The organism is Nocardioides panacis (assembly GCF_019039255.1).
GTDB classification, from domain to species: domain Bacteria; phylum Actinomycetota; class Actinomycetes; order Propionibacteriales; family Nocardioidaceae; genus Nocardioides_B; species Nocardioides_B panacis.
The window spans coordinates 1,616,358-1,640,136 of record NZ_CP077062.1 but is presented as its reverse complement, the minus strand read 5'-3'; the positions used below and the strand labels follow the sequence as shown (position 1 = coordinate 1,640,136).

Here is a 23,779-nt window from a genome sequence, read left to right as displayed (position 1 = left end):
TCCGCCAGGGTGGTAGGCAGGACCCGTGCTCGAGACCTTCGAAGACCAGGACGTCGACGTCGCCGGGACGCGGATCCACGCCGCGGTGGCCGGGGACGGCCCGCCGGTGCTGCTGCTGCACGGCTACCCGCAGACCCATCTGATGTGGCACCGGGTGGCCCCGGGGCTGACCGACCGGCACACCGTGGTGCTCTCCGACCTGCGTGGGTACGGCGACTCCTCGCGGCCTGCGTCGAGCGCCGACCACGCGTCGTACTCCAAGCGGGTGATGGCCGAGGACCAGGTCGGTCTGATGCGCGCGCTCGGCTTCGACAGCTTCGCCGTCGTCGGCCACGACCGGGGTGCCCGGGTCGCCCACCGGCTGTGCCTGGACCGGCCCGAGGCGGTGACCCGGGTGGCGCTGCTCGACATCGTGCCGACCCGGCACGTGTTCGGTCACGTCGACCGGGCCCTGGCGCAGGCCTACTACCACTGGTTCTTCCTCGCCCAGGAGCCCGACCTGCCCGAGCGGCTGATCGGCGGCGACCCGGGCTACTTCCTGCGTCGCAAGCTGGCCCAGTGGTCGGCCGGCAGCGGGACCGAGGCCTTCGACCCCGCGGCGGTCGAGGAGTACGTGCGGTGCTTCGCCGACCCGGAGGTGGTCCGGGCGAGCTGCGAGGACTACCGCGCCGGCGCCTCGATCGACCTCGAGCACGACGAGGCGGACGCCGCGGCGGGCCTGCGGGTGGAGTGCCCCGCGCTGGTGCTCTGGGGCGGCGAGGGCTTCGTCGGGCGGGCGTACGACGTCCTGGAGGTGTGGCGCGGGTACGCCGCGGACGTCCGTGGGCAGGCGCTGCCGGGCGGCCACTTCCTCGCCGAGGAGGCGCCCGAGGACACCCTCGCGGCGCTGCGGGAGTTCCTCGGTCGCGGCTGACCCCGCGGGCCGGGGCGTGGTCGGGAGCGGACCGCCTAGTTTCGACTCCCGCCATCGGGCAACTCTGGGGCACGGGGCTCGTGCGACAAGGAGACCGACCGGTGACAACCACGACGGGCCGGACGACGGCCCAGTGCTCCCCCGGGGTGCACACGTTCTACGCCAACAACCTGGACGCGCGGGCGATCGCGCACGCGAAGTCGCGCGACGGCCTGTTCTACCTCGCCGAGAAGTGCTCCGCGTGCTCGGGCTGGCGGCTGCGGCGGGTCGCCTGAGGCGGCGTCCCTAGGCGGTCGCCGGGTAGCCCGGCACCGTCCGCCGCTGCGTCCAGCTGCTCCCCCAGTGGACGAGGTCGAGGAACGCGGCCAGCGCGACCCAGAACCAGTCCCAGCCCGAGAGCCCGCCAGATCTCCAGAGGATCACGTACATCAGGGTCGCGAAGGGCAGGAAGAGGAATCCGAGCAGCGGCCAGATCCACGTGTCGAAGGCGGCGTCCACCATCTTGGGCCGGGCCACCCAGACGATGAACAGCGCCAGGCGGGGGAACAGGCCGGCGATCAGGACGAAGATGCACCCCATGGTGGCTCCTCTCTCGGTGCCCGGCCCAGCCTGCTGGCCCGGAGCCCTCCCGGCCTCATCCGCGGAGGACGAACGGGACCTTCGTCCTCACCGGTGCTGACCCTCGACGGTGGGCACCCCGGCAGGGCGGGCGCATCGTGGTCGGACAGGACGCCCGAGGGAAGGATGAGCCATGCCGCACGCACCGATCGTGGTGGGGATCGAGAGCACGGACGCCGCCGCCGAGGCTCTGCGCTGGGCCGCCTGGGAGAGTCAGCGGACGCAGGCGCCGCTGGTCGTGGTGCACGCCTACGAGCCGGAGCCGACCGAGGGCGCCCCGCGCGGCCTGGCCGCCACCCGGGAGTCGGTGGCCCGGTCCTGGGCCACCCACTGGGTGCGCGACGCCCTGTCGGAGTGCGCCGCCTTGCCGTGGCGGACGCACCTGGTGGTCGCCCCCGACTCCCCCGGCGACGCGTTGCTGCGGCTCTCCCGGGACGCCGCGCTGCTCGTGCTGGGCAACCGGGCCGGCCAGGGGTCGCCCCCCTCGCCGCTGGCCGCCCTCTGCGAGCGGTCCGCCGGCTGCCCGGTCGTCCTGGTGCCGCTGCCGGACCCACCCGCCGGGCCGGCGAGCGGTGACCCGAGCTCCCACGCCTCCGCCCGCGCGTGACCGTGGCCGCGCCCCGGGGGACCCTGGACGAGGGCGTCGCGGCCCTGCTGGCCGACGGCACCACGATCGTGGTCAGGCCGCTGGTCCCCGGCGACCGCGCGGCTCTGCGCGCCTTGCACGCGCGGGCCAGCGACGACAGCATCTACAAGCGGTTCTTCTCCGGCAACCGCGCCGCGGCGCAGTCCTTCGTCGACGGCATCAGCGAGCCGGGCACGGCGACCCACTCCCTGGTGGCGCTGCGCCGGGGTGACCTGGTCGGCGTCGCGACGACGATCGACGTACCGGGCGGGGACGCCGAGGTGGCGCTGCTGGTCGAGGAGTCCCTGCACGGCGTCGGGATCGGGTCGGTGCTGCTGGAGCGGCTGGCGTACGACGCCCGGGCGCGGGGCACGCACCGGTTCACCGCCGAGGTGCTCGCCGAGAACGGCGCGATGCTGCGCGTGTTCCACGACCTCGGGTTCGGGCTGGTCGAGCAGCGCGACCACGAGGTGCTCTCGCTCTCCCTGGACCTGACGCTGGGCGTCGCCGCGATCGAGGCGGCCGACGCCCGGCACCGGCACGCCCGCGCCGCGTCGCTGCGGCCGATGCTCGAGCCGCGCTCGATCGGCGTCGTCGGGGTGAGCCGCCGGCGCGGCGGGGTCGGCCGGGAGGTGGTCGAGAACCTGCTGGGCGGCGGCTACGCGGGCACGGTCTTCGCGGTCGGGCGGGCCGGGCTGTCGGTCGAGGGCGTCTCCTGCGTGCCCGCGGTGGACGGCCTCCCCACCGGCCTCGACCTGGCGGTGGTCGCGGTGCCGCACGACGAGGTCGAGGTGACGGTGCGGCAGCTGGCGGAGCGGGACGCCCGGACGTGCGTGGTGCTGACCTCCGGCCTGGCCGAGACCGGGGCGAGCGGCGCCGCGGTGGAGCAGCGGCTGGCCGCGGTGGCCCGGGCGCACGACATGCGCCTGGTCGGGCCGAACTGCTTCGGGCTGCTGAGCAACCTGCGCGGCACCCGGCTGGACGCCACCTTCGGGGCGGTCCGGCCGGCACCGGGGACGCTGGCGGTGGGCTCGCAGTCCGGCGGCGTCGGCGTCGCCCTGCTGGACGCCGCCCGGGACCGGGGGCTGGGCGTGGCCGCCTTCGTGTCGCTGGGCAACAAGGCCGACGTGTCGGGCAACGACCTGCTGTCCGCGTGGCACGACGACCCGGACGTGCGGGCCGCTGCGCTGTACCTCGAGTCGTTCCACGACCCGCGGACCTTCTCCCGGCTGGCCGCCTCGTTCAGCCGGACCCGGCCGCTCCTGGTGGTCTTCGGCGGGAGCTCGGCGGCCGGGCACCGCGCAGGCCTCTCGCACACCGCGGCGCACGCGACCCCGAGCCGGGCGCTCCAGGCGCTGTACCAGGCCGCCGGGGTGATCGCCGTCGAGGACCTCGAGGACCTGGTGGACACCGCGGCGCTGCTCACCGAGCAGCCCCTCCCTCAGGGGCCCCGCCTCGGGGTCCTGAGCAACGCCGGGGGGGCTCGGGATCCTGGCCGCGGACGCGGCCCAGCGCGTGGGCGTGGAGATCCCCGGCCTGTCCGGTGCCGCCCGGGGCCGCCTCGAGGCGGTGGCGACGGGTGCCGCCGGCGTGGCCAACCCGGTGGACCTCGGTGCGGGCGCCGGGCCGGAGAGCTTCGGCCGGGCGGCCGCCTGCCTGGCCGGCAGTGGCGAGGTCGACGCGCTGCTCGTCATCACCGCGTCGACCGCCGTCACCGACACCGACGGGGCGCTGGCCGCGCTCGAGGCGGCCCTCGACCAGGCGCCGGGGCTGCCGTACCTGAGCGTCGTCGTCGGGACGTCGACCCCCGCTCCCGGCCGGCGCGCGACGCGGTTCCGCAGCGTGGACGCCGCGGTGCGGTCCTTCGGCCACGCGCAGCGGCACGCCGCCTGGCTCCGCTCGGCCCCGGAGCGGGTCCGGCTGCGCGCCGAGGCGGTCGGCGCCGAGGACCGCGCGGCGTCGTCCGCGGGATCGGGCGAGGGCCGGTGGCTGGACGCCGCGCAGGCCGAGGAGCTCCTCGCGTCCGCGGGCGTCCGGCCCGCGCCGTACGCCGTGGTCCGGACCGTCCGCGACGTCGCGGAGGCCGTGCGGCGGCTCGGGCTGCCGCTCGCGGTCAAGTCCGCCGACCCGGCGCTGGTGCACAAGACCGAGGCCCGGCAGGTCCGCACCGGGTTGCGCACCCGCCGCGCGGTGACCGACGCCGTGCGCGCGGTCCGGGAGGCGGCGCGGGACCCGCACGCCCCGGTCCTCCTGCAGCGCCAGGTCGCCGGACCCGAGCTGGCGCTGGGCGTGACCCGCGACCCGACGTTCGGTCCCCTGGTGATGGTCGCCAGCGGGGGCACCCGCCTGGACCTGTGGGACGACCAGGTGTTCCTGATGCCGCCGCTGGACCGGGCCGACGTGGCGGCCGCGCTGGCCTCGTTGCGGACCTGGCCGTTGGTGACCGGCTTCCGGGGCGGTCGGGCGCTGGACGTGGACGCCGTGGTGGAGCTGGTCCTCCGGCTCGGGCGGTGGGTGCTCGAGCACCCGGAGGTCGAGGAGCTCGACCTGAACCCGGTGATGGTGACCGACGACGGGCCGGTCTGCGTGGACGCGAAGGTCCGGGCGCGCGGCTGACCAGGGCGTCAGTCGGGGTCAGTCGGGCGTCACGAACGTACGGCGCCGGGGCGGCCCGGGGCGCGGAACGACCCCGGCGGGACGCACCGCGGCGACCGCGTCCTCGACGGACCCGGCGAGGGGCCCCGAGGTGTCCACGAGGCAGGCGTCCGGCCATCGGTCCGCCGCCGAGCGCAGACGGGTCGCGACGTCGGCGTCCGCGTCGGAGCGGGCGTCCCGTCCGGCGGGGCGGGTCTCGACCCGCTCGCGGGCCAGGTCCGGGCCGGTGGCGCACCGGATCTCGACGAGGTCCGCCCGGGACCGCTCTGCCGCCAGGCGGGCCGCCCGCCGGTCGTCCTCGTGCGTCCAGGTGGCGTCCAGGACCACGGACTCGCCGCGCCCCAGCAGCAGCTCCGCCCGGCGCAGCAGCTCGGCGTACGTGCGCCGGGTGTGGGCGTCGGTGTAGAGCCCGGAGCCGAAGCCCGCCCCCGCCGGAAGGGTCGGGTCGAGGCCGGCGAGCTCCTTGCGGACCCGGTCGGAGCCGACCAGGACCATCCCGAGGCGGTCGGCCACGTGCGAGCCGATGGTCGTCTTCCCCGAGCCCGGCGGACCGCCGACCAGCACCAGGGTGACCGCCCCGGCGGCGAGGTGACGCTGCGCGACCCCGAGGTAGGCCGCGATCTCCGCCGAGGTCTCGACACCCTGGTCCCCGCGCAGGAACGCCACCTTCGCCCGGACGAACGCGCGGTAGGCGATGTAGTGGTGCACGAGGGCGGGCGGCGCGTCGTCCCCGGAGAACTCGGCGTAGAGGTCGACGAAGAACAGGCCGAGGTCCGGGGCGCCGAGGTGCTCGAGGTCCATGGCCAGGAAGCACGCGTCGTCGAGGCGGTCGAGGAAGCGCAGCCGGTCGTCGAACTCCAGGCAGTCCAGGGCGCGCGGACCGTCCGGCAGGCAGAACACGTCGTCGGCGATCAGGTCGCCGTGCCCGTCGACCGCGCAGCCGCTCCGGACCCGGCCGTCGAACAGGACCTGCCGGCCGTCCAGGAACCGGGTGGCCAGGCGTTCGACCTCGTCGACGGCGGCGGCGACGTCGCCCGGCGAGGACGGGCCGAGGTGCGCGCGCACCACCCGGAAGCTGTCCTCCCACCTGGCCCGCAGCCGGTGCAGCGAGGCCTGCTCGTCGATCTCCGGGCGGCGCCGGCCGGCGGCGTGCACCGCGGCCAGCCGGCGGGCCAGGGCCCGGAGGTCGTCCCGCACGTCCACGCCCCGGGTGACCAGGTGCGCGAGCCGCCGGTCGTCGGGCATCCGGCGCATGACCACGATCGGCTCCCGGGTGCCGTCGGGCAGGCTCACCTCCCCGACGCCGAGGTACACGTCCGGCGAGAACCGCTGGTTGAGCTCGACCTCCCGACGGCAGGCCTCGGCCCGCAGCGGACGGGTGGAGAAGTCCAGGAACCCGAGGTCCACCGGCTTCTTGAACTTCAGGGCCCGGTCGCCGACGAGCAGCAGGCCGGCGCAGTGCGTCTCGCGCAGCACCAGGTACGGGCCCGGCAGGGCGGACGTCATCGGTCCGGCGAGTAGCGCGCGAACGGCACGATCACGGGGCGTCCCACGATCTCGCCGGCGGCCGGCCCCGCGTCGGCGGCCGGCGCCTCCTCCAACGGGAACGTCGTCACGTCGGCGCTGACGTCCTGGAGGGTGGCCTCGCGCTGCCAGTCGGTGAGGCGCAGCGCGGTCATCGTCGTCATCGCGGGTCTCCCTCGAGCTCGGCTCCGGTGCCGTCCAGCGTGGTGCCGACGGCGGGACCGGGCCAGGCGCGGAGGTCACCTCGGGCCAGGACCTTGGCCCTCCCCCGCGCGCACGGCCCATGCGAATCCGCGCATACGGGTGATTGACCCCGTTCGCCGCCCGGTGAAGACTGCGACGTCCGGGGGAAACGGTGCGGCGCGTGCGGGTGCCGCGTCAGGTGGTGGCGATGCATCGCACGGGGCACATCTTGCTGTTGCACCACTCGGAGGGTGAGCGGATGCGCTACGTCGCGGACTGGTTCGCGGCCGGCGTGGCCACCGACGACCTGCTCGTCTACGTCGACGTGGACGGTCGCGGCGCGGAGGCGCTGACCGCCGACCTGGTCGCCCGCGGCTTCGGTGCCGAACGTGCGCGGCGCGACGGTCGACTGGAGATCGTCTCGCTGGAGGACCTCCGGGGCGTGCACGGGTGCCGGGACGGCCGGGTCTCGGACCCCGCGGGGTTCGCGGGGGTGCGGGTGGCGGTGCGCGCCGACGCGGTCGCCCGCCGCCTCGACCCCGCCGCCTACCGCGCCCTCGAGCACGACCTGGCCCGGCTGTGCCGGCGCAGCCGGGTCTCCGTCCTGTGCCAGTACGACGGGCGCACGACCGGGCGCGACCAGCTGGCCGTCGCGCTCGGCCTGCACCCGGACTGGGTCTGCGCCTCCGACCTCAGCCTGCGGCACCGGGACCACGTCATCCAGGTCGAGGGGCTGCTGAGCACGCCCAACGCTGCGCTGCTGGCCCGCTCCCTGGACCGGATGACCGAGGACCTCGGCACGGAGAAGGTCCTCGCCCTGGACCTGCGCCAGGCCGACGCGCTCACCCCCGGCGCCTGCGAGGCCCTCCTCGAGGGCACGCGCGGCTTCCGCGAGCGGGGCGGTCACGTCCGGTGCGGGCTGCCTCCGGACCGTGCCTGGGGCCGGGTGCTGAGCCACCTGCTGAGCCCCGACGACGACAGCTTCGAGCTGGCCTGACGCCCGACCAGTTCGGGACCTTCGACCCTGGGGGGCGCGGTGGCCGGCCGGGAGACTCCAGCGATGGAATCCTCACCGACCTCGGCGGAGCTGCTGGGCGACGTCATGGTGCTCGAGTACGCCGGCGCGCTGCGCCCGGACCAGGTGCGCACCGCGATCCGCAGTGCCGACCGGGAGCTCCCCGCCATGCGGGACTTCCCGGACACCCGCGACGAGCTGGTCGAGTCGACGGCGCGACGGCTGCTCACCGAACGGCTGGCGCGCGCCCGCAGCACGTTCGGTGCGGTGCGTCGCGCGGCCTCCGTCGGCCCCGTGCCGGTTCCACAGCTGTAGGCGCCGGGCGAGACCGGTGCGGCCGGCCCTCAGCGGGCCAGGGCGCCCATCGGGTCCCACGCGGGCAGCACGACCGGTGCGGCGTCCAGCGCTCCCCGCAGGTCGGCGGGCAGCGCGTCGCGCCGTACGGCGATCTCGAAGACGTACTCGCCGAACCAGCTGTCGTTCATCGTGAACAGCCCCTTGTCCCCGCGGGTGTCGCCCCAGCTGTTCTCCACCCGCCACTTGCGGGGCGCGCCGTCGAGCACGTCGACGCCGACGAAGAGCATCGCGTGCGTCATGAGCGTGTCGTGGTAGACCAGCCGGTCGGCCTTGGGCATCGAGAGGTCGGTCGCGTAGACGCCGTCGTAGTCGTAGAGCGCCGCGTCCCAGACGCCGAGCTCGCTGTGGGACATCTTGCCGGTGTCGCAGCCGAACCAGACCGGCTCGCCGCCCACGATGGTGTCCATCGCGAGCGTGCGCAGCAGGTCGATCCCGACGTTGAGGTAGACCACCGGCGGCGCGCCGACGACGTTGCCGAGGTACTCCACGGTGTAGGTGCGGCCCGGCTCGCTGCTCGGGCGCGGGTCGTGCACGACGCACACGTAGTCCTCGAGCTGCACGGTGAGGTAGCGCTCCGCGAACTGCCGCGGGGTGAGCACGCCGTCGCGGTGGAAGTTCTTCTCGTCGTCGCTCCACTGCCAGAAGAACTCCTGCGGCGGGGTGCCCAGGTGGATCGACAGCAGCCGGTGCACGGCCTCCAGGGTGGACTCCTTGTGCTCGCGGAGCCGCTCGAGGTCCGCGCCGCCGTCGGCGAGCGTGCGCAGGTCGCGCGCCGCCTTGCGCAGCACCTGCGAGAGCACCTCGTTCATCGGCGCGGTGTGCGAGGACGACTCCGTCTCGGGCATCGCGGAGAGCGGGACCAGGCCGTGCTTCTCGACGAGCGCGACGAACATGTTCCACTGGCCGCCGTCCTCGGACGGCGTCGAGAGCAGGTGCGCCACGGTCCGGTCGTCGACGTCACGGTCCCGGGTGTCCAGCACGGACTCGAGGAAGTGGTTGGCCTTCTCCATCTTGTCCCAGAACAGCAGGTGGTTCTGGGAGAACTCGAAGTCCTTGACCCCCAGCCGCGCGGCGGTGCCGGTGCGCAGCAGGTTGAGGCCGGCGAACAGCCAGCAGCGGCCGCTCTTCTTCTGGTCGGAGACCTTCCGGTCGGTGAGCCGGTGGGAGACCGTCGTGTCGATGGAGGTGACCACGCCCCGGTCCAGGGCGACGTCGGTCACCGGCCGCTGGGCGACCGCGTTCTGCATCAGCCGGTTCTGCGGGGAGGTGGTGAACTCCTTGGCGTAGCGCGCCAGGTCCTCGTCGGTCAGCCGGGCCTGCTGCTCGCTGAGGGTGGAGTCGTGGGGACGAGGGGCTGGCTGATGCATGGCTGCTCCGCTTCGGTGCCGGTGGCTCGACGGGGCTCTCGCGTCGACGTCTGCACCTTACATACGGTTCCTCAGGCGCCGAGGTGGACTAGGGCGGCGGAGTGCAGCGCCTGGGCGGCCGCCTCGAGGTCGTGCAGCTCGGCGTCGAGGCCGGCCCCGGCGAGCTCGCGGCAGAAGCTGCCGAACGAGACCGTCTCCAGCAGACCTTCGCGGAGCTCCTGCTTGAGCGTCTCGTTCTCGATGTCGACGATCATGGTGCCTCTCTCCGGACGTAGAGCCTGGCCGTCGGAAGTCTCGGCAGTCCGGATCCCGTTCTTGAGGTCCGGGCCCGCCGCCGGTGCCAGACTGCCCGCATGGCGCAGGACCCGTCCCTCCCCGACCCGGCGCTCGTGGTGCTCGTGGGCGCCTCCGGTGCCGGCAAGTCGACGTGGGCGCAGGCGCGGTTCCGGTCCGCGGAGATCGTCTCCTCCGACGACCTGCGCGGCGTGGTCGGCAGTGGCCGCCACGACCTGGACGCCTCCGGTGACGCCTTCGCGCTGCTGGACCTGATCGTCGCCGGGCGGGTGCGGCGCGGGCTGACCACCGTCGTGGACACGCTGGGCCTCGACGTCGTACGACGCCGGGAGTGGCTCGACCTGGCCAGGGCGCACGGCCTGCCGGCGGTGGCGGTGGGCTTCGAGACCCCGCCGGCCCTGTGCCGCAGCAGGAACGCGGCGCGGGACCGGCCGGTGCCCGCGCGGGTGCTGACCGAGCAGCTCCGGGCGTTCCGCGGGCTCGCGCTGGACGCCGAGGGCTGGGACCGGGTCGCGACGGTCACCACCGACGAGCCGGCCGCCGCACCCGTCCCGCAGGGACCGCAGACAAGGTCGCCGCGCCCCCGGTCGGGGCTCGACGTCGTGCTCCAGGTGTCGCGCTTCCCCTGGGGCGAGGACCCGGCAGCCTGGCTCACCGGGGTCGCCCGCGCCGCCGACGAGGCCGGGTTCGCCGGCCTCGCGCTGATGGACCACCTGATCCAGGTCCCGCAGGTGGGGACGGCGTGGGAGCCGATCCCGGAGCCCTGGGTCACCCTGGGCCTGCTGGCGGGGCTCGACACCGGGCTGCGGCTCGGCACGCTGGTCTCCCCCGTCACCTTCCGGCCGCCGGGGATCACCGCCAAGACCGTCGCCACCCTCGACGTGATCTCCGGCGGCCGCGCGTTCTGCGGCGTCGGCGCGGGCTGGTGGGAGCGCGAGCACCTCGCCTTCGGGCTGCCGTTCCCGCCGCCCGCCGAGCGGCTGGACCTGCTCGAGACGGCGATCGAGACGATGCGCGCGCTGTGGGCCACCGGCACCCGGCCGTACGACGGGCAGCGGGTCGTCCTGCCCGAGACCACGTGCTACCCGCGGCCGGTCCACGACGTGCCGGTGCTCGTGGGCGGCGCCGGCGAGCGTCGCACGCTCCGGATCGCGGCCCGGCTCGCCGACGGCTGCAACGTGCCCGTCGACGTCGTGGAGGAGAAGGCCGCGGTGCTGCGCCGGCACTGCGAGGAGGCCGGCCGGGACCCCGCCGAGGTGGCCGTCACGGTGCTCGACCTGCCGGTCGTGGGGCGGGACCGCGACGACGTGTGGGAGCGGGTCGAGCGGCTGCGCGGGCGCACGGCGGCCGCGACGTACGCCCGGAGGCACCACGCGGGCACGCCCCCGCAGCACCGGGACCGCTACCGGGTGCTCGAGGAGCGCGGCGTGCACACCGTCTTCGCGGCGCTGCCCGACCTGGGCAGGCCCGAGGACCTGCTGGACGTCGCCGCGATGCTGCCCTGACGGACAGGTGGGGGGAATGTCCGGGGCGGGTAGGAGGGTTGCAGCACTCACCACCGACGAAAGGCACCCCTCGTGACCGACAAGCCCGACACCGCCGTCCGCGCCAGCACCCTGCTCGCCCTGCACCAGGCCCCCGAGCTGCTCACCGTCGTCAACGTCTGGGACGTCATCAGCGCCCAGGTCGTGACCGGCGTCGAGGGCACCCGGGCGCTCGCCACGGCCAGCCACTCGATCGCCGCCTCCCGCGGCTACGAGGACGGCGAGAACATCCCGGTCGACGAGATGATCGCCGAGGTCGGCCGGATCGCCGCCGCGACGCACCTGCCGGTGTCGGCGGACCTCGAGGGCGGCTACGGCAACGCCCCCGAGACGATCCGCAAGGCCATCGGCGTCGGCATCGTCGGGGCGAACCTCGAGGACCAGATGAAGCCGCTGGCCGAGGCGGTCGCCCAGGTCGAGGCCGTGATGAAGGCCGCGGCCGCCGAGGGCGTGCCGGACTTCGTGCTCAACGCGCGCACCGACGCGTTCGTCAAGGCCGGTGACCGGGACAAGGCGGAGGTGCTCGCCGACGCCGTCGAGCGCGGCAAGGCGTTCCTCGACGCCGGCGCCCCCGTGGTGTTCGTGCCCGGCCGGCTCGACGAGGCGCAGATCAGCGCCCTGGTCGAGGCGTTCGGTCCGCAGCGGCTGACCACGATCGCCATCCCCGGCACCCCGTCGCTGGCCCGGCAGGCCGAGCTCGGCGTGGCCCGGGTCTCCTTCGGCCCGCTGTCCCAGAACGTCGCGCTGACCGCGCTGGCCAAGCTCGTCGAGGGCGTGCAGCAGGGCGAGGGCGTGCCCGCGGACATGCGGGTCCTGAACTGACCGGCTAGCCCGCCGCGGCGGTCAGCCGCTCGCCGAAGAACGCGAGGACCCGGTCCACGGCCTCCTGCTGGCGGTGGGCGGTGAGGACGGCGTGCCCCCTGCCCTCGAACTCGACGGCGATGAAGTTGTCGCCCAGCTCGTGGCGCAGGGTGTCGAACCGGGTCCCGGTGGCCGGGTCCTTCCGGTAGCGCAGCCCGAGCACCGAGCAGCCCTGGGCGGCGCGGCGTTTGACGATCTCCAGGTCCGCCGGGGAGAGGTTCAGGTCGGCGCCGCGCCGCCTGCCGATCGCGAACGGCGCGCTGGGCTGGCAGAGCACCGGTGCGGCGACCGAGTCGTCGACCATCATCGCGAGCGCGAAGCCGCCGGTGAAGCACATCCCGAGCGCGCCGACGCCCGGTCCGCCGAGCTCGGCGTGCAGGTCCCGGGCCAGCGACCGGAGCCAGCCGGCGACCGGGGTGGTCTCCCCCGTCGCGAGCTTGGTGAACTCCTTGTTCACGCACAGCTTCGGGAGCACCTTGGCGACCTGCGCCCCGGTGGCGGGCGCACCCGGCTCGCCGAACAGGTGCGGCATGACCACGGTGTGGCCGGCCGCCACCACCTCGTCGGCGAACCCGATCACCTCCGGGCTCATCCCGGGGATCTCGTGGATGATCACGACGCCCGGCCCGCTGCCCTTGCGGTAGGTCGGGTGGGTGGTGCCGTCGTGGGTGTGACTGCCGCGTGACCAGGAGTCGAGTGCGCTCATGGCTCCATCGTTGCCTACGCTGGCCGCATGGACGACAAAGCGGGCGCCTTCCGGGTCGGGTTCGCGACCGGCGTGATGCCCGACAAGTGGGCGCGGGTGTGGTCCGAACGGATGCCCCGTCGCACCCTCGACCTGGTGCCCCTCCAGGACCGGGACGGCGTCGCGATGGTCCGCGCCGGCGAGCTGCACATGTGCCTGGTGCGGCTCCCCGTCGACCGCGAGGGCCTGCACCTGATCCCGCTGTACGACGAGCAGCCGGTGGTCGTGGTCGCCAAGGAGCACCCCGTCGCGGCGTACGCCGAGATCGACGTCGCCGACCTGGCCGACGAGCACCTGCTGCAGGACCCCGACGACGTCCCGGAGTGGCGCGACGTGGCCGCGGAGGTGCGCGACGGCAGCCGCTACCCGGTGCCGACGCTGTCGCTGCGGGAGGCCGTGGAGAGCGTCGCCGCGGATGCCGGCATCGTGATCGTGCCGATGTCGGTGGCCCGGCTGCACCACCGCAAGGACGTCGTCGCCGTCCCGGTGACCGGCGTGCCGACCACCAAGGTCGGGCTGACCTGGCCGGTGGACGCCACCGACGATCGGTACGAGGCGTTCATCGGCGTGGTCCGCGGCCGCCGCGCCACCAGCACCCGCGGCCGCTAGCCGCGTGGCGCGGCGCGCGACCCCGGCTCCGCACGCCGTGTGGACGGTTCGCACGCGGCGTACCTGGGGTTCAGCGTCCATAACCCCGCGTTACAGCTGGGGGGTGGCGTTACCAGCCGATCGGCAGCGGGCGGCCCTCGCTGAAGCCGGCGGCGGACTGGATGCCGATGCAGGCGCGCTCGTGCAGCTCGGCGAGCGAGCGGGCCCCGGCGTACGTCGCGGCGGACCGCACCCCGGAGCAGATCTCGTCGATGAGGTCCTCGACGCCGGGACGGTCTGGCTGGAGGTACATCCGGGAGGAGGAGATGCCCTCCTCGTAGAGCCCCTTGCGGGCCCGGTCGAACGAGCTGTCGGTGGACGTGCGGTTCGCGACGGCGCGGGCCGACGCCATCCCGAAGGACTCCTTGAAGGCCCGGCCGTCGGCGTCCACGTGCAGGTCGCCGGGCGACTCGTGGGTGCCGGCGAACCAGGAGCCGATCATCACCGCGGAGGCGCCGGCGGCCAGCGCCAGCGCGACGTCGCGGGGGTAGCGGACTCCCCCGTCGGCCCAGACGTGCCTGCCGAGCTCGCGGGCGGCGGCGGCGCACTCCAGGACCGCGGAGAACTGGGGACGCCCGACGCCGGTCATCATCCGGGTCGTGCACATCGCGCCGGGCCCGACGCCGACCTTGACGATGTCCGCGCCGGCCTCGACCAGCTCCCGGACGCCGTCGGCCGAGACCACGTTGCCGGCCGCGACCGGGACCTGCGGGTCGAGGGACCGGACCGCCTGGAGCGCCTGGACCATCCGGTCCTGGTGGCCGTGCGCGGTGTCCACGACCAGGCAGTCGGCGCCCGCCTCGAGGAGGTCGGCGGCCCTGGCCTTGACGTCGCCGTTCACGCCGAGCGCGGCCGCCACCCGGAGCCGTCCGCGGGCGTCGACCGCGGGGACGTAGAGCGTCGAACGCAGTGCCAGGGTCTTGGTCAGCACCCCGACCAGCCGGCCGTCGGCGTCGACCACCGGGGCCAGCCGGCGGCGGGCCTGCTCCAGCCGGTCGTAGGCCTCCCGGGGCTCGACGGTGTCCGGCAGCGTCAACGGGTTGGCCGACATCACCTGGTGCACCTGGGTGAACCGGTCCACCTCGGTGCAGTCGTCGTGGGTGAGCACGCCCACCGGCCGACCGTCGTCGACGACGAACGCGGCCCGGTGCGACCGCTTGGGCAGCAGCGCCATGGCGTCGCCCACGGTCTGGTGCGGCTCGAGGGTGATCGGGGTGTCGAACACCAGGTGCCGCTGCTTGACCCACGACACCACGTCGCGGACCACGGCGAACGGGATGTCCTGCGGGATCACCGTGATCCCGCCGCGTCGCGCGACCGTCTCGGCCATCCGACGGCCGGCGACGGCCGTCATGTTCGCGACGACGAGCGGGATCGTCGTACCCGTCCCGTCGCTGGTGGACAGGTCGACGTCGTAGCGCGACGCCACGTCCGACCGGCGCGGCACCATGAAGACGTCGTTGTAGGTGAGGTCGTAGCCCGGGGAGGTCTCGTTCAAGAACTGCACGGGCCCAGTCTGCTACAGGGCCCGGAGGGCAGCGAGCGCCTGGTCCGCGTGGACGTCCATGTTCATCTCGCTGGCGATGACCTTGCGGATGGTCCGGTCGGTGTCGATCACGAACGTCGCGCGCTTCCACGGGGGTGATGTACTTCCGCTTCCACGCCGAGCGAGGTGGCCACCTCCCCGGACTCGTCGGACAGCAGCGGGTAGTCGAAGCCGTTGGCCTCCGAGAACTCCTTCTGCTTGGCCACGGAGTCCGTGCTGATCCCGAAACGCTGGGCGCCGAGCTCCTTGAACTCGGTGGCCAGGTCGCGGAAGTGGCAGGCCTGCTTGGTGCAGCCGCCGGACAGCGCGACCGGGTAGAAGAACAGCACGACGGGTCCGTCGGCCAGCGCCACGCTGAGCCGCACCGGGTTGCCGTTCTCGTCGGGCAGCTCGAAGTCGGGGGCCCGGGTGCCTTCGGCGATGGTCTTCACGATGCTTCTCCTGTGGGTGCGACGGTGTGCTTCTTGGGAGGCAGCGGGACGAACCCGCTGGTACGACGGACGTACTCGGCGTAGCCGGGGCGGCGCGAGGCCATGTCCTTCTCGAGCAGCGGCTTGCCGGTGCCCTTGGCCAGCAGCCACGTCATCAGCAGCGGCGAGAGGATCGTCAGGACGCCCGGCCAGGCGCTGAACGCGATGAGCGACAGGCCCCACCAGACGCAGGCGTCGCCGAAGTAGTTCGGGTGCCGGGTGTAGCGCCACAGCCCGGTGTCGAGCACCTGGCCCCTGGTGGACGGGTCGTTGCGGAACCGGGTGAGCTGGAGGTCTCCGACGGTCTCGAAGGTGAAGCCGACCACCCAGAGCAGCACGCCGACCCAGGTCGCGGCGTTGGCCTCGCCCTGGGTGAACATCGCGACCTGCACGGGCAGCGACACGAACCACATCACCACGCCCTGGGTGAGGTAGATGCGCCGCAGGGCGAACAGCTGCGGGTTGCCGGGGGCCTTGGCGAGCAGCTCGACGTAGCGCGGGTCCTCGCCGTGGCCGCGGGAGCGCAGCCCGATGTGCACCGCCAGCCGGACGCCCCAGACCACGGTGAGCACCAGCGCGAAGCCGCTGATGAGCCCGTCGCCCGCGCCCTCGGAGGCGAGGAACGCCGCGACCGCGATCGCCGCGAAGCCGAGGCCCCAGGAGACGTCGACGACGGCGTGCCGGCCCAGCCGCAGCGCGACCAGGAAGGTGCCGCCGAGCACCACGACGACCGCGAGCAGGGTGAACGGCACCGCGCCGAGGAAGGACCCCGTCGGGAAGTCGGTCATCAGACGGTGCGCACGCGCGGGAGGCCGCTGCGTCCCGAGAGCGTCGGGCGGACCATCAGGATCTGGTCCACGCCCATCCGGCCCTCCTCGAAGGCCAGCGCGCCGCCGACGAGGTAGAGCCGCCACACGCGGGCGACCTCCTCGCCGACCATCGCCACCACGCGGTCCCAGTTGTCCTCGAACGTGCGGTACCACGCGTCGACGGTCCACACGTAGTGCTCCCGCAGCGCGTGCACGTCGCGGACCTCGAGCCCGGCCTGCTCGATGAGGTCCACGGTCTCGCCGACCGGACGCATGTGCATGTCGGGGGCGATGAAGGCCTCGATGAACGGGCCGCCGCCGGGGCGGGTGGTGCGCGACATCTGCTGGATCAGCGCACGCCCGCCGTCCTTGAGCAGCCGGTGGATGCCGCTCGTGTAGACGGGGTAGTTCTTCTGGCCGACGTGCTCGCCCATCTCGATCGAGGAGACGGTGTCGTAGGGGCCGTCCGGGACGTCGCGGTAGTCCTGCAGCCGGATCTCCACCGTGTCCTGCAGGCCGCGCTCGGCGATCCGGGCGTCGATGAACGCCTTCTGCTCCTTGGCGATGGTGACGCCGACGACCTGCACGCCGTACGTCTCGGCGGCGTAGAGCGACAGCGAGCCCCAGCCGCAGCCGATGTCGAGGTGCCGGTGGCCCGGCCCCGCCTCGTGCAGGCCGAGCTTGCGGCAGACCAGGTCGAGCTTGTCGCGCTGGGCGTCCTCGACGGTGTACGTCGGGTCGGCCGGGTCCTGGGTGAAGTACGCGCAGGAGTAGGCCATGTGCGGGTCGAGGATCAGCGCGTAGAAGTCGTTGGAGAGGTCGTAGTGGTGCGAGATCGCGTCCCGGTCGCGGGTCAGCGAGTGCAGCCGGCCGCGCAGCCGGGCCTGGGAGGCGGGCGGCTCGGGCGGCCGGCCGAAGGCGCCGAGCCCCTTGGCCGTCCGCAGTCCGGCGAGCACCGTGGACAGAGTCAGCCGGGGCGAGGCACCGCTCTCGCGGACCGCCTGCCACACCCGGCGGAAGCCGTCGAGCAGGTCGCCCTCGACGTCGATCTCGCCGGTGACGTAGGCCTGCGCCAGGCCCAGCTCGCCGGGCCGGTAGACCAGCCGGCGCAGGGCGGCGGAGTCGTTGACCACGACGGTCGGAGCGCCGGCCGGGCCGGCCTCGCTGCCGTCCCAGGCGCGGATCCGCAGCGGCAGGGTCCCGCCGAACAGCGGGGTGACCACGGCGGCCATCTCGTGGGCGACCCCGCGGGTCGTCCCGGGGTCGGCGGCGGGCGTGCGCGCGTCGGTGAGCGTCATGTGGAGCCTTTCAGAGATCGGGTGGTCTCCCGGGAGGTTCGCCGCACGGCGCCGCCCGGATGGGTCTACCCCCGGGGACGGGTGGTGAACCCGGTCACCGCTCACCCGAAGAGGTCGGGCCGCCCGAACATCGCAGCGGTGGCCCGCGCGCTGGGGGTGCCGGCGTCGGGGTCCGCGCCGGCCTCGACGAGGGTGCGCACCACGTCCTGCTCGTCCTTGAACACCGCGCCGGCCAACGGGCTCTGCCCCCGGTCGTTGACCCGGTCGGCGTCGGCGCCGCGGGCGGCCAGCAGCGCGACGGTCGTGGCGTGCCCGTGGTAGGCCGCCAGCATCAGCAGCGTGTTGCCGGAGGCGTCGGTCAGGTCGACGGGCACGCCGGCGTCGACGTACGCCGCGAGCCGCTCGCCCTCTCCCTGCCGGGCCAGGTCGAACATCTGGTGGGCGAGCTCGACGAGCCGCTCGTCGGGTGCATCGGTCATGCACCCAGTCTCCCAGGTGCGACGAACGGGGCCGTCCGCCGTGGCGGCACGGCCCCGTCCGGGCGGTCGCGTCTTGCCCCCCGGTCAGGGCGCGAGCCGTTGTGCACGACGTACAACGAGGCCGCCACCGGTTGGTCACGCGGCAGTTCCGGAAGTCCCGTCTACAGTGACGCCCGTGGAGAACCTGGACCCCGGTCAGCCGGACGCCATCGCCGACCGGCTCGCCGCCGAGTTCACCGACCTGCACGGGCGGGCCCCGCTCGGGGTGTTCACGGCTCCCGGCCGGGTGAACCTGATCGGCGAGCACGTGGACTACAACGGCGGGCTCTGCCTCCCGATGGCGCTGCCGCACGCGACGTACGCCGCGGTGGGCCGGCGCGAGGACGACACGGTCACGCTGCGCAGCAAGCAGTCCGCGGACACCTTCGCCGGGCCCCTGGAGTCGTTCGGGCCCGGCCGGGCGACCGGCTGGGCGGCGTACGCCGGCGGGGTGCTCTGGTCGCTGGCCCAGGACGGCTGGGACGTCGGCGGCCTCGACGTCGTGGTGGACAGCCGGGTCCCCGTGGGCGCGGGACTGTCGAGCTCGGCGGCGCTGGAGTGCGCGGTGGCCATCGCCGTCGCGGAGGCGGCCGGGAGCACCCTCGACGACGACCTGCGTGGCCGGCTCGTGAAGGCCTGCATGCGCGCCGAGCAGGACGTCGCGGGTGCACCGACCGGCGGCATGGACCAGACGATCGCGCTGTTCGGCCGCGCCGCGTCGGCGCTGCTGCTCGACTGCCGCGACTGGTCGAGCCGGCAGGTGACCTGGGACCCCGCCTCGGCCGGGCTGACGCTGCTCGTCGTGGACACCCGCGCCTCGCACTCGCTGACCGACGGCGGCTACGAGGCGCGGCGCCGGGACTGCGAGACCGCGTCGGGGATCCTCGGCGTGGCGCTGCTGCGCGACGTGACCGACCAGGCCGCCGCGCTCGAGTCCCTCGAGGACGAGCAGGTCCGGCGGCGGACCCGGCACGTCTTCACCGAGATCGACCGGGTCGAGGAGGCGGTCGACCTGCTCGGCGCCGGCGACTTCGAGGCGCTCGGCCGGGCGTTCACCGCGTCGCACGTCTCGCTGCGCGACGACTACGAGGTCTCCTGCGACGAGCTGGACGCGGTGGTCGAGGTCGCCCTCGAGCACGGGGCGCTCGGCGCCAGGATGACCGGTGGCGGCTTCGGCGGCTCGGCGATCGCCCTGGTGCCGGACGAGCGCGTCGACGAGGTGCGGGCGGCGGTGGCTGCGACGTACGACGGGCGCGGGTGGGACGCCCCCGCGTTCCTCACCGCGCCCCCCAGCCCGGGCGCCCGCCGGCTGCGCTAGCCCGACCGCCCGGGACCTAGGCTCGCGCCATGGCTCTCATCTACGACGCGACCCTGACCCCCGGCAAGCTCGACCTGCTGAACGCCTGGCTCCCCGGCCGGCCCTGGTACGACGGGCCCGGCGACGTCGAGCAGCTCGGCGCCTGCCGGTTCGACGACCCCGCCGGCGAGGTCGGCGTCGAGACGTTCCTGCTCCGGGCCCCGGACGGGACGGTGCTGCACGTGCCGCTCACCTACCGGTCCGCGGAGCTGCCCGGCGCCGCGGAGCGCCTGGTCGGCACCACCGAGCACTCGGTGCTCGGCACCCGCTGGGTGTACGACGCAGCCGCCGACCCGGTCTGGGCGGCGGCCGTGGTGTCGGCCGTGCTCACCGGAGGCACCCAGGTCGAGGAGGTCCTCGACGTCGACGGCCACCGGGAGCCCCGCGAGCCCAGCGCCTACGTCAGCGGCAGCGGCGCACCGGGCACCGCGGTCCCCGCCGTCACCGAGGTCGCCGCCCGCGACACGGGCGCCACGACCGTGGTGCGCGCCGGCGACCTGGAGCTGGTGCTGGTGCGCGTCGTCGGCACCGAGGTGGCGGCCGACCAGGTCCTCACCGGCACCTGGCCCGGTGGCACCGGCGTGCTCGTCGGGCTGCGCGGCTAGCGTCCGGTCGCCCCGTCGAGCTGCTCGCGCAGGATGTCGGCGTGCCCGGCGTGCCGGGTGGTCTCGCCGGTCATGTGGGCGAGCACCCAGCGCAGCGACAGCGGCTCGCCGTCGACCGGCACGGCCACCGGACGGGCGGGGTCGCCGGCCGCGGTGATCGCGGCGTCGCTGTCGCGGATCGCGGCGCGGTAGCCCGCGAGCACCTCCTCGGCGCTCCGGTCGGCCGGCACCACCATCGAGAAGTCCCGGTCGTCGGGACCGCCGACGCCGGCCAGGTGGTAGCCGAACCAGTAGCGCTCGCCGTCGGCGAGGTGCTGCACGAGTCCGAGGATCGACGTACCGCTGTCGACGAGCGGGCGGCGCAGCTGCTCCTCGTCGAGGCCCTCCGCCTTCTTCAGCACGCAGCCGCGCGCGAACCCCAGGAACGCCAGCGCGGTGTCGAGCTCGCCGGTGTCGGTGCGCGGGACCGGCTCCCGCTGGGTCTCGGGCATCGTCTACGCCTCCTGGTCGAGGAACAGGTCGGTCTCCAGCGGGCCGTCACCGGGCACGGTGCGGTAGCGGTCGAAGTCGGTGACGCCCTCCTCGGCGAGCACGTCCTCGTCGATGTAGAAGTTGCCGGTGCACGAGCGCGCGTCGCGGGTCAGGATCGCGTGCGCCGCGTCGCTGACGATCTCGGTGGTGCGCGAGCGGCTCAGCGAGTCGCCCTCGGCGAGCAGGTTGCGCACCGCGGCGGTGGCGATCAGGGTGCGCGGCCACAGCGAGTTCACCGCGATGCCGCGGTCCCGGAGCTCCTCGGCCAGGCCGAGCGTGGTCAGGCTCATGCCGTACTTCGCCATCGTGTAGGCGAGGTAGGTGCCGGCCCACTTGGGACGCAGGTCCAGCGGCGGCGACAGCGTGAGGACGTGCGGGTTCGTCGACCGCTCGAGGTGCGGCAGGCAGGACTTGGTCAGCAGGAACGTGCCGCGCACGTTGATGTCCTGCATCAGGTCGTACTTCTTCATGCTGATGTCCGGCGTGCTGCTCAGGTCGAGCGCGGAGGCGTTGTTGACCACCACGTCGATGCCGCCGAACCGCTCGACCGCGGCGGCCACGGCGCGGGCCACGTCGTCGTCGACGCGGACGTCGCCGACCACCGCGAGCGCCTGCCCGCCGGCCGCCTCGATCTCCTGCGCCGCCGTGTGCACGGTGCCCTCGAGCTTCGGGTGCGGCTCGCTGGTCTTCGCGAGCAGCACCACGTTCGCGCCGTCGCTGGCGGCCCGCAGGGCGATCGCCAGCCCGATGCCGCGGCTGCCGCCGGACATGATCATCGTGGTGCCGGCCAGGGTGCTCGTCATCGTGGGTGCTCCTCGTCGTGGGTGGGTCGGGGTCGGGTGGTCACGCGGTGGCCGTCACCCCGCCGATCCGGCCCTCGCGGAACGCCTCGACGAACAGCGCGTGGTCGGTGCGGACCCGGTGCGCGTAGCTGACCGCGAAGTCGGTCAGGTCGGCCACGAACTCCTTGCGGCGGCCCTCGACCACCGCGACGATCGCGTCCTCGGTCTGGAAGTCCACGAGGTCCTGGTCGCTGTCGGCGTCGGAGGCGCAGTGCACCTTGGCGGTGGCGCGCCCGAGGTTCGCCACCACGGAGGCCATCTCGTCGGGCTCGTTGATCTCGCCCCAGTCCAGGTCGAACTCGTACGGCGAGATCTCGGAGACGACGTACCCGACGCCGTCGAGGCTGGTGTAGCCGAGCAGCGGGTCGGTGTGCACCTGCAGGGCACGCTGGCTGACCACCGTGCGGTGCCCCTCGTGGTCGAAGTACCGGTCCACCGAGGCGGTGTCCACGAACCGGCTCACGGCCGGCACGTTGGCCTGCTTCATCGACAGCACGACGTCGTTGTCGAGCGACTGGCTGTAGCCCTCGACGAGCACGTTGTACGCCGGGAGGCCGGCGCTGCCGATCCCGAAGCCGGACTTGCCGACGACGTCGCGCACGTCGTAGAACAGCGCCCGGTCGTACTTCTTGGACTCCGGGATCGTCTCCAGGTAGGCCGCGAACGCCTTCTCGACCTTGCGGCGCTCGGCCTTCGGCAGCCGCCGCACCGTCCCGTCCTCGGAGAAGACGCGCACGTGGTCCTCGAACCTCGTCATGCCGTCGAGGAGCGCGACCCGGCTGGCGGTGCGAGCCGCGATCAGCACGTCCTTGACCGGTCCGTCGGTGTTCTCCAGGTGCAGCGCGAAGTCGTCGTCCTCGGCCACCGAGGCGTAGTGGCTGACCTGCGCGAGGTAGGCGCGGAGGTACCTCCCGACCAGGTCGCGGACGGCCTCGTCGGGCAACGCCTTCTGCCAGCCCATCAGCGCGAGGCTGGCCACGAAGCGGCGCAGGTCCCAGGAGAAGTGCCCGATGTAGGCCTCGTCGAAGTCGTTGACGTCGAAGACCATCCGGCCGTGGGAGTTCATGTAGGTGCCGAAGTTCTCGGCGTGCAGGTCGCCGTGGATCCACACCCGCCCGGTCCGGTCGTCGGCCCACTGGTCCTTGACCGTGGTCATGTCCGCGTAGAACAGGCAGGCCGAGCCCCGGTAGAACGCGAACGGGTCGGCCGCCATCTTGCGGAACTTCACGCGGAAGGCGTGCGGGTCGGCGGTCATCAGGTCGGAGAACGCGTCGTCGAGCACGTCGACGATCTGCTGCTGCCGCTTGGTCTGGGCCTTGGTCACCATGGCCCGATCCTGCCCTGCCGGTCCCGCCGCGAACCGCCCGGCCCGGGGTCAGGCGCCGGCCGGGTCCGCGTCCCTGATCCGCGCAGCGTTGTCGGTCAGCCACTCCTCGGAGCGGGACTCGCCGATCTCGGACAGCCCCTTCTCGAGCTCGCTGCGCACGGTGTCCGCCGGCGCACCGCTCTGGTAGGACAGCACCCGGTCCACGACCGCCTGCACTGCCTCGTTGTCCTCTTCGTTCCTCAGGTCGCTGTTGTCGCTCATGGGGCCGCCGTACCCAGGTGTGGCGGGAGCACACTCACGGCGGGGTCAGCCCCGCCTCCTTGAGCTCCAGCACCGCCAGGGCCCGTACGACGTCCGGGTCGCCCTCCCGCCACGCGCGCACGGGGTCGGCGCTGATCCGCGCGATCCGGTGCATCGGCTGGCGGGACATCGCCCTCAGCGCGAACAGGTCGAGGTCGGCGCTGGAGTCGATGAACCGCTGTCCGGCGCTGGCCTCGCGGACGAACCGCCAGCGCAGCGGCAGGTAGACCAGCACCACGAGCAGGATCGGCAGCGCTCCCACGGCGAGGCCGAGCCAGTGCGCGAGGTGCTCGACGGCCGCGACCTGCGAGGCGCCCGCGGCGGCGATCTGGTCGGCCGCCCGGCCGGCGCCGTCGAACGGCGAGCGCACCTGGTCGCCGACCAGCGGCACGTCGCCGACCGCGGACCCGGCGTCGCGGAGCCGGTCGGCCAGTCCGCCGCCGGCCGCCTCGATCTTGTGCCCGGGGGTGGCCAGCGCCAGCGTCGCGTCGTGCACCACCTGCGCGAGCCGGATCCAGAGCGCCACCCAGAGCACGAGGAGCACGTCGCCGAGCATCTGACGGGTGCGACGGGCGGGGCCGTCGGCGTAGAGCTTCATGCGGCTCATCGTGCCCGCCCTGTTGACCGTCATGCACCGGAGGCGGCTCGGCGCCGCCCGTCACGGCCGCCGGCGACGGGGTCGACGTGCCCGGGCATCATCGCGGTCGTCCTGGGCGGCGTCCCGCAGGTGCCCGACCTCCACAACGCCGTGCCGCTCTGCGGCTTCCACCACCGCCGGGCGCACGACGGCGCCTTCGACCTCCAGCGGCTGCCCACCGGTGAGGTCC

General features: G+C 74.1%; 27 protein-coding genes and 1 pseudogene. 12 read left to right on the top strand and 16 right to left on the bottom strand.

Going from position 1 to position 23,779, the window contains the following annotated elements:
- The first annotated feature begins 25 nt into the window (after nucleotides 1-25).
- Complete coding sequence (locus KRR39_RS07945) at nucleotides 26-913, top strand: alpha/beta fold hydrolase (RefSeq protein ID WP_216941505.1); 888 nt, start codon at nucleotides 26-28, stop codon at nucleotides 911-913.
- 101 nt (nucleotides 914-1,014) lie between these two features.
- Nucleotides 1,015-1,188 (top strand): hypothetical protein, encoded by a 174-nt coding sequence (locus KRR39_RS07940; RefSeq protein ID WP_216941504.1) that lies wholly within the window; start codon nucleotides 1,015-1,017, stop codon nucleotides 1,186-1,188.
- 10 nt (nucleotides 1,189-1,198) lie between these two features.
- On the opposite strand, the gene KRR39_RS07935 is transcribed toward KRR39_RS07940, so the two are convergent.
- A complete protein-coding gene (locus KRR39_RS07935) occupies nucleotides 1,199-1,492 on the bottom strand; it encodes a hypothetical protein (protein WP_216941503.1) in 294 nt (97 codons plus the stop codon).
- Between the two features lie 172 nt (nucleotides 1,493-1,664).
- Between KRR39_RS07935 and KRR39_RS07930 the strand changes: the two genes are divergently transcribed.
- The 3 genes and pseudogenes from KRR39_RS07930 (at nucleotide 1,665) to KRR39_RS07915 (ending at nucleotide 4,772) form a co-directional block, all read left to right on the top strand.
- Nucleotides 1,665-2,138, top strand: coding sequence for a universal stress protein (locus KRR39_RS07930; RefSeq protein WP_216941502.1), 474 nt, complete (start codon nucleotides 1,665-1,667; stop codon nucleotides 2,136-2,138).
- A pseudogene (locus KRR39_RS25995) lies at nucleotides 2,135-3,520 on the top strand (GNAT family N-acetyltransferase); the annotation flags it as partial. The gene KRR39_RS07930 and the pseudogene KRR39_RS25995, both read left to right, overlap by 4 nt.
- A gap of 157 nt (nucleotides 3,521-3,677) precedes the next feature.
- Nucleotides 3,678-4,772: an acetate--CoA ligase family protein gene (locus KRR39_RS07915; RefSeq protein ID WP_216941501.1), complete on the top strand. Its 1,095-nt coding sequence runs from the start codon at nucleotides 3,678-3,680 to the stop codon at nucleotides 4,770-4,772.
- Nucleotides 4,773-4,790: 18 nt separating this feature from the next.
- On the opposite strand, the gene KRR39_RS07910 is transcribed toward KRR39_RS07915, so the two are convergent.
- Both KRR39_RS07910 and KRR39_RS07905 read right to left on the bottom strand, forming a co-directional pair.
- Complete coding sequence (locus KRR39_RS07910) at nucleotides 4,791-6,317, bottom strand: bifunctional aminoglycoside phosphotransferase/ATP-binding protein (protein ID WP_216941500.1); 1,527 nt, start codon at nucleotides 6,315-6,317, stop codon at nucleotides 4,791-4,793.
- Entirely contained in the window at nucleotides 6,314-6,499 is a 186-nt protein-coding gene (locus KRR39_RS07905) for a hypothetical protein (protein WP_216941499.1), read from the bottom strand. Before KRR39_RS07905 ends, KRR39_RS07910 begins: the two co-directional genes overlap by 4 nt.
- A gap of 227 nt (nucleotides 6,500-6,726) precedes the next feature.
- On the opposite strand from KRR39_RS07905, the gene KRR39_RS07900 reads away from it, so the two are divergent.
- Both KRR39_RS07900 and KRR39_RS07895 read left to right on the top strand, forming a co-directional pair.
- On the top strand, nucleotides 6,727-7,515 hold the full coding sequence (locus tag KRR39_RS07900; protein ID WP_302053559.1) for an MEDS domain-containing protein: 789 nt from the start codon (nucleotides 6,727-6,729) through the stop codon (nucleotides 7,513-7,515).
- A 63-nt stretch (nucleotides 7,516-7,578) separates the two neighbouring features.
- Nucleotides 7,579-7,848, top strand: a complete 270-nt coding sequence (locus KRR39_RS07895) for a hypothetical protein (protein ID WP_216941497.1) — start codon at nucleotides 7,579-7,581, stop codon at nucleotides 7,846-7,848.
- Nucleotides 7,849-7,877: 29 nt separating this feature from the next.
- Here the strand turns inward: KRR39_RS07895 and KRR39_RS07890 are convergent, their stop codons facing one another.
- Nucleotides 7,878-9,257 (bottom strand): C1 family peptidase, encoded by a 1,380-nt coding sequence (locus KRR39_RS07890; protein ID WP_216941496.1) that lies wholly within the window; start codon nucleotides 9,255-9,257, stop codon nucleotides 7,878-7,880.
- 71 nt (nucleotides 9,258-9,328) lie between these two features.
- Nucleotides 9,329-9,511: a hypothetical protein gene (locus KRR39_RS07885; protein WP_216941495.1), complete on the bottom strand. Its 183-nt coding sequence runs from the start codon at nucleotides 9,509-9,511 to the stop codon at nucleotides 9,329-9,331.
- A gap of 99 nt (nucleotides 9,512-9,610) precedes the next feature.
- On the opposite strand from KRR39_RS07885, the gene KRR39_RS07880 reads away from it, so the two are divergent.
- Together KRR39_RS07880 and KRR39_RS07875 are read left to right on the top strand one after the other, a co-directional pair.
- Nucleotides 9,611-11,056, top strand: coding sequence for an LLM class flavin-dependent oxidoreductase (locus tag KRR39_RS07880; protein ID WP_216941494.1), 1,446 nt, complete (start codon nucleotides 9,611-9,613; stop codon nucleotides 11,054-11,056).
- A gap of 72 nt (nucleotides 11,057-11,128) precedes the next feature.
- On the top strand, nucleotides 11,129-11,917 hold the full coding sequence (locus KRR39_RS07875) for an isocitrate lyase/PEP mutase family protein (RefSeq protein WP_216941493.1): 789 nt from the start codon (nucleotides 11,129-11,131) through the stop codon (nucleotides 11,915-11,917).
- Nucleotides 11,918-11,921: 4 nt separating this feature from the next.
- On the opposite strand, the gene KRR39_RS07870 is transcribed toward KRR39_RS07875, so the two are convergent.
- On the bottom strand, nucleotides 11,922-12,662 hold the full coding sequence (locus KRR39_RS07870) for a dienelactone hydrolase family protein (protein ID WP_216941492.1): 741 nt from the start codon (nucleotides 12,660-12,662) through the stop codon (nucleotides 11,922-11,924).
- A 27-nt stretch (nucleotides 12,663-12,689) separates the two neighbouring features.
- Here KRR39_RS07870 and KRR39_RS07865 point away from each other — a divergent pair, with 27 nt between their 5' ends.
- The gene (locus KRR39_RS07865) at nucleotides 12,690-13,310 is read left to right on the top strand and encodes a LysR substrate-binding domain-containing protein (protein ID WP_216941491.1); all 621 of its coding nucleotides are present in this window, start codon (nucleotides 12,690-12,692) and stop codon (nucleotides 13,308-13,310) included.
- A gap of 109 nt (nucleotides 13,311-13,419) precedes the next feature.
- On the opposite strand, the gene KRR39_RS07860 is transcribed toward KRR39_RS07865, so the two are convergent.
- The 5 genes from KRR39_RS07860 to KRR39_RS07840 all read right to left on the bottom strand — a co-directional run bounded on the left by KRR39_RS07860 (nucleotide 13,420) and on the right by KRR39_RS07840 (nucleotide 17,951).
- Nucleotides 13,420-14,856: a GuaB1 family IMP dehydrogenase-related protein gene (locus tag KRR39_RS07860; RefSeq protein ID WP_216941490.1), complete on the bottom strand. Its 1,437-nt coding sequence runs from the start codon at nucleotides 14,854-14,856 to the stop codon at nucleotides 13,420-13,422.
- 107 nt (nucleotides 14,857-14,963) lie between these two features.
- A complete protein-coding gene (locus KRR39_RS07855; protein WP_302053558.1) occupies nucleotides 14,964-15,326 on the bottom strand; it encodes a peroxiredoxin in 363 nt (120 codons plus the stop codon).
- Complete coding sequence (locus tag KRR39_RS07850; protein WP_216941489.1) at nucleotides 15,323-16,153, bottom strand: DUF1295 domain-containing protein; 831 nt, start codon at nucleotides 16,151-16,153, stop codon at nucleotides 15,323-15,325. The genes KRR39_RS07855 and KRR39_RS07850 overlap by 4 nt, the downstream gene beginning before the upstream one ends.
- Nucleotides 16,153-17,472: an SAM-dependent methyltransferase gene (locus tag KRR39_RS07845; protein WP_216941488.1), complete on the bottom strand. Its 1,320-nt coding sequence runs from the start codon at nucleotides 17,470-17,472 to the stop codon at nucleotides 16,153-16,155. The genes KRR39_RS07850 and KRR39_RS07845 overlap by 1 nt, the downstream gene beginning before the upstream one ends.
- A 101-nt stretch (nucleotides 17,473-17,573) precedes the next feature.
- A complete protein-coding gene (locus tag KRR39_RS07840; RefSeq protein ID WP_216941487.1) occupies nucleotides 17,574-17,951 on the bottom strand; it encodes an ankyrin repeat domain-containing protein in 378 nt (125 codons plus the stop codon).
- A gap of 175 nt (nucleotides 17,952-18,126) precedes the next feature.
- Between KRR39_RS07840 and galK the strand changes: the two genes are divergently transcribed.
- Both galK and KRR39_RS07830 read left to right on the top strand, forming a co-directional pair.
- Nucleotides 18,127-19,308, top strand: a complete 1,182-nt coding sequence (galK, locus tag KRR39_RS07835) for a galactokinase (RefSeq protein ID WP_254185595.1) — start codon at nucleotides 18,127-18,129, stop codon at nucleotides 19,306-19,308.
- A 29-nt stretch (nucleotides 19,309-19,337) separates the two neighbouring features.
- On the top strand, nucleotides 19,338-19,952 hold the full coding sequence (locus KRR39_RS07830; protein ID WP_216941485.1) for a CG0192-related protein: 615 nt from the start codon (nucleotides 19,338-19,340) through the stop codon (nucleotides 19,950-19,952).
- On the opposite strand, the gene KRR39_RS07825 is transcribed toward KRR39_RS07830, so the two are convergent.
- The 5 genes from KRR39_RS07825 to KRR39_RS07805 are packed head-to-tail and all read right to left on the bottom strand — an operon-like array spanning nucleotide 19,949 to nucleotide 23,583.
- A complete protein-coding gene (locus tag KRR39_RS07825) occupies nucleotides 19,949-20,443 on the bottom strand; it encodes a DinB family protein (RefSeq protein ID WP_216941484.1) in 495 nt (164 codons plus the stop codon). The two genes, KRR39_RS07830 and KRR39_RS07825, sit on opposite strands and share 4 nt — an antisense overlap.
- Before the next feature lie 3 nt (nucleotides 20,444-20,446).
- Nucleotides 20,447-21,286 (bottom strand): SDR family oxidoreductase, encoded by an 840-nt coding sequence (locus tag KRR39_RS07820; RefSeq protein WP_216941483.1) that lies wholly within the window; start codon nucleotides 21,284-21,286, stop codon nucleotides 20,447-20,449.
- Between the two features lie 40 nt (nucleotides 21,287-21,326).
- Nucleotides 21,327-22,652 carry a DUF2252 domain-containing protein gene (locus tag KRR39_RS07815; protein ID WP_216941482.1) on the bottom strand — a complete coding sequence of 442 codons (1,326 nt, stop codon included), beginning with the start codon at nucleotides 22,650-22,652 and terminating at the stop codon, nucleotides 21,327-21,329.
- 48 nt (nucleotides 22,653-22,700) lie between these two features.
- Nucleotides 22,701-22,913, bottom strand: coding sequence for a hypothetical protein (locus KRR39_RS07810; protein ID WP_216941481.1), 213 nt, complete (start codon nucleotides 22,911-22,913; stop codon nucleotides 22,701-22,703).
- A 34-nt stretch (nucleotides 22,914-22,947) separates the two neighbouring features.
- Entirely contained in the window at nucleotides 22,948-23,583 is a 636-nt protein-coding gene (locus KRR39_RS07805; RefSeq protein WP_254185594.1) for a hypothetical protein, read from the bottom strand.
- Nucleotides 23,584-23,779: the final 196 nt, after the last annotated feature.

Coding starts and splice junctions, on each gene's coding strand:
- KRR39_RS07935 (WP_216941503.1), bottom strand. CDS start 1,492: ATGGGGTGCATCTTCGTCCTGATCGCCGGCCTGTTCCCCCGCCTGGCG.
- KRR39_RS07930 (WP_216941502.1), top strand. CDS start 1,665: ATGCCGCACGCACCGATCGTGGTGGGGATCGAGAGCACGGACGCCGCC.
- KRR39_RS07910 (WP_216941500.1), bottom strand. CDS start 6,317: ATGACGTCCGCCCTGCCGGGCCCGTACCTGGTGCTGCGCGAGACGCAC.
- KRR39_RS07905 (WP_216941499.1), bottom strand. CDS start 6,499: ATGACGACGATGACCGCGCTGCGCCTCACCGACTGGCAGCGCGAGGCC.
- KRR39_RS07900 (WP_302053559.1), top strand. CDS start 6,727: ATGCATCGCACGGGGCACATCTTGCTGTTGCACCACTCGGAGGGTGAG.
- KRR39_RS07895 (WP_216941497.1), top strand. CDS start 7,579: ATGGAATCCTCACCGACCTCGGCGGAGCTGCTGGGCGACGTCATGGTG.
- KRR39_RS07890 (WP_216941496.1), bottom strand. CDS start 9,257: ATGCATCAGCCAGCCCCTCGTCCCCACGACTCCACCCTCAGCGAGCAG.
- KRR39_RS07885 (WP_216941495.1), bottom strand. CDS start 9,511: ATGATCGTCGACATCGAGAACGAGACGCTCAAGCAGGAGCTCCGCGAA.
- KRR39_RS07880 (WP_216941494.1), top strand. CDS start 9,611: ATGGCGCAGGACCCGTCCCTCCCCGACCCGGCGCTCGTGGTGCTCGTG.
- KRR39_RS07870 (WP_216941492.1), bottom strand. CDS start 12,662: ATGAGCGCACTCGACTCCTGGTCACGCGGCAGTCACACCCACGACGGC.
- KRR39_RS07865 (WP_216941491.1), top strand. CDS start 12,690: ATGGACGACAAAGCGGGCGCCTTCCGGGTCGGGTTCGCGACCGGCGTG.
- KRR39_RS07850 (WP_216941489.1), bottom strand. CDS start 16,153: ATGACCGACTTCCCGACGGGGTCCTTCCTCGGCGCGGTGCCGTTCACC.
- KRR39_RS07845 (WP_216941488.1), bottom strand. CDS start 17,472: ATGACGCTCACCGACGCGCGCACGCCCGCCGCCGACCCCGGGACGACC.
- KRR39_RS07840 (WP_216941487.1), bottom strand. CDS start 17,951: ATGACCGATGCACCCGACGAGCGGCTCGTCGAGCTCGCCCACCAGATG.
- KRR39_RS07830 (WP_216941485.1), top strand. CDS start 19,338: ATGGCTCTCATCTACGACGCGACCCTGACCCCCGGCAAGCTCGACCTG.
- KRR39_RS07825 (WP_216941484.1), bottom strand. CDS start 20,443: ATGCCCGAGACCCAGCGGGAGCCGGTCCCGCGCACCGACACCGGCGAG.
- KRR39_RS07820 (WP_216941483.1), bottom strand. CDS start 21,286: ATGACGAGCACCCTGGCCGGCACCACGATGATCATGTCCGGCGGCAGC.
- KRR39_RS07815 (WP_216941482.1), bottom strand. CDS start 22,652: ATGGTGACCAAGGCCCAGACCAAGCGGCAGCAGCAGATCGTCGACGTG.
- KRR39_RS07810 (WP_216941481.1), bottom strand. CDS start 22,913: ATGAGCGACAACAGCGACCTGAGGAACGAAGAGGACAACGAGGCAGTG.
- KRR39_RS07805 (WP_254185594.1), bottom strand. CDS start 23,583: ATGACGGTCAACAGGGCGGGCACGATGAGCCGCATGAAGCTCTACGCC.